Raw genomic sequence first — 2641 nt, 5'->3', positions numbered from 1 at the left:
GTGCGCGACGTGGCGGCCGACCCCGACCTGCTGGGCAAGCCCATCGGCCGCGACCTGGCCCTGGGCCGGCCCAGCGTGGCGCGGCGCGACGGCGTGGCCGGCGCCATCGGGCGCTTCCGACAGCTGATCGCCGCGGCCTCGCAGGCGGTGCCCGACTGCCCGGGGGCCGAGAAGCTGCGCACGCTGGTGCGGCTGGAGAGCGAGCGCCTGGTGCCCAGCGCCTTGTGCGCCGAGTGGATGGCGTCGGCGGCCTGAAGCCGGGCGCCCCTCCCGCATGCCGCCTTCTTCCCCCGCCGCCCGCCCGCCGCCCGTGGGCCCATCCCCCGGCGCCGGCCCGTGGCGCCGCTGGCAGGCCCGCTGGCAGCAGTGGCGCGACGGCTGCCTGGCCAGCCCGGGCTTCCAGCGCTGGGCCGCCGCCAACCCGCTGACGCGCCCGATCGCCCGCCGCAGGGCGCAGCAGCTGTTCGACCTGATGGCCGGCTTCGTCTATTCGCAGGTGCTGCTGGCCTGCGTGCGGCTGCGGGCCTTCGACCTGCTGGCGCTGGGCCCGCAGCCCCTGGCCGCTTTGGCCACCGCCTGGCGCCTGCCCGAGCCCGCTGCCGCCCGCCTGCTGGACGCCGCGGTGGCGTTGCGCCTGCTGGAACACCGCGGCGCCGCCGGCTATGGCCTGGGCCCGCTGGGTGCGCCCATGGTGGGCAACGCCGGCCTGGCCGCGATGGTGGAACACCATGCCGCGCTGTATGCCGACCTGCACGACCCGCTGGCCCTGCTGCGCGGGGGCGCGTCGGGGCAGGGCGGGGCGCAGGGTGAGCAAGAAGGCCCGCAGGCCGCGCTGGCCGGTTACTGGCCCTACGCCGCCACCCGCGACGCCCGCGGCCTGGCCACCGACCAGGTGGCCGCCTATTCGGCGCTGATGGCGGCTTCGCAGCCGCTGGTGGCCGGCGAGATCCTGGACGCCTACGACTTCCGTCGTCACCGCTGCGTGCTGGACGTGGCCGGCGGCGACGGCAGCTTCCTGGCCAGCGTACATGCGCGCCACCCCGGGCTGCAGCTCATCCTCTTCGACCTGCCTGCGGTGGTGGCGCGGCCCAGTCCGCGGCTGCCGGCGGCGGCACAGCGCGTGGGCGGCGACTTCCGGCTGCAGCCGCTGCCGCGCGGCGCCGACCTGCTGACCCTGGTGCGCGTGGTGCACGACCACGACGACGTCACCGTGCAAGCCCTGCTGCGCGCCGCGTTCGAGGCGCTGCCGCCGGGCGGCCGCCTGCTGCTGGCCGAGCCCATGGCCGGCACGCCCGGCGCGCAGGCCATGGGCGATGCGTACTTCGGCCTCTACTTGCTGGCGATGGGCCGCGGCCGGCCGCGCACGGCCGCCCAGCTGACGGCACTGATGCAGGCCGCCGGCTTTGCCGGCGTGCGCCAGCTGCGCACCCGGCTGCCCCTGCAGTGCAGCATTATGGCTGGGTGTAAATCGTAGTTGACACTCTAAGAGTGAAGCGTATCCTGACAGTCATGGCATCCGCAGTTCACCCCGCTTCCTTGAACCCCGGCACCGGGCTGCACAGCCTGGCCGTGGTGCTGGAAGAACCCGGCCGGCTGTCGCTCAGCGACCTGCCGCTGGCCGACCCCACCGACGCCGACGTGGTGGTGGACGTGGAATGGAGCGGCATCAGCACCGGCACCGAACGCCTGCTGTGGAACGGCCGCATGCCGGCCTTCCCGGGCATGGGCTATCCGCTGGTGCCGGGCTATGAATCGGTGGGCCGCGTGGTGCAGGCCGGCCCGGCCGCCGGTCGCCGCGTGGGTGAGCGTGTGTTCGTGCCCGGTGCCCGCTGCTTCGGCGACGTGCGCGGCCTCTTCGGCGGTGCCGCGGCCTGCCTGGTGGTGCCCGGCGCGCGCACGCTGCCGGTGGCCGAGCACCTGGGCGAACAGGCGGTGCTGATGGCGCTGGCCGCCACGGCCTACCACTCGGTGGCCGGCGGCGGCAAGCGCGACCCCATCGTGGCGCCCGACCTCATCGTCGGCCATGGCGTGCTGGGCCGCCTGCTGGCGCGCATGACGGTGGCCGCCGGCCTGCCGCCGCCCACGGTGTGGGAGCGTGAACCCGGCCGCTGCGGCGGTGCCGAGGGCTACCCGGTGATGCACCCCGACGCCGACACGCGCCGCGACTACCGCGCAATCTACGACGTCAGCGGCGACGCCGGGATCATCGACACGCTGGTGATGCGCCTGGCGCCCGGCGGCGAGATCGTGCTCGCGGGCTTTTACAGCCAGCCGCTTCAATTTGCATTTGCACCCGCCTTCATGCGCGAAGTGCAGATCCGCTGCGCCGCCGAGTGGCAGCGGCCCGACCTGCTGGCGGTCAAGGAGCTGGTGGACACCGGCCGTGTCTCGCTGGACGGCCTGATCACCCACCACGAGCTGGCCGCCCATGCCGCGGGCGCCTACGCCACGGCCTTTGGCGACAGCGCCTGCCTCAAGATGGTCCTGGACTGGAGACACCACGCATGAACGCCGACCCGGTCAACAAGCCCGAAACGCAGATCATTGCCATCTATGGCAAGGGCGGCATCGGCAAGAGCTTCACCCTGGCCAACCTCAGCTACATGATGGCCCAGCAGGGCAAGAAGGTGCTGCTGATCGG

General features: G+C 73.9%; 3 protein-coding genes and 1 pseudogene. All 4 read left to right on the top strand.

All coding sequences use genetic code 11. From position 1 onward, the window contains the following. A pseudogene (locus ABNT58_RS21565) lies at positions 1-255 on the top strand (geranylgeranyl pyrophosphate synthase); the annotation flags it as partial. Between the two features lie 55 nt (positions 256-310). Then, entirely contained in the window at positions 311-1474 is a 1164-nt protein-coding gene (locus ABNT58_RS21560) for a methyltransferase (protein ID WP_348755462.1), read from the top strand. A gap of 35 nt (positions 1475-1509) precedes the next feature. Next, positions 1510-2508: a chlorophyll synthesis pathway protein BchC gene (bchC, locus tag ABNT58_RS21555; RefSeq protein WP_348755461.1), complete on the top strand. Its 999-nt coding sequence runs from the start codon at positions 1510-1512 to the stop codon at positions 2506-2508. Next, a partial coding sequence (locus ABNT58_RS21550) for an AAA family ATPase (RefSeq protein ID WP_348755463.1) occupies positions 2505-2641 on the top strand: 137 nt, incomplete at its 3' end. The genes bchC and ABNT58_RS21550, both read left to right, overlap by 4 nt.

Origin of the sequence: uncultured Aquincola sp. (assembly GCF_964001545.1) — a bacterium.
GTDB lineage: Bacteria > Pseudomonadota > Gammaproteobacteria > Burkholderiales > Burkholderiaceae_C > Aquincola.
This window is presented reverse-complemented; position numbering and strand designations above follow the sequence as displayed.

What these genes read in the sequence shown, in the direction of transcription:
- bchC (WP_348755461.1), top strand. Translation starts at nt 1,510, where the DNA reads ATGGCATCCGCAGTTCACCCCGCTTCCTTGAACCCCGGCACCGGGCTG.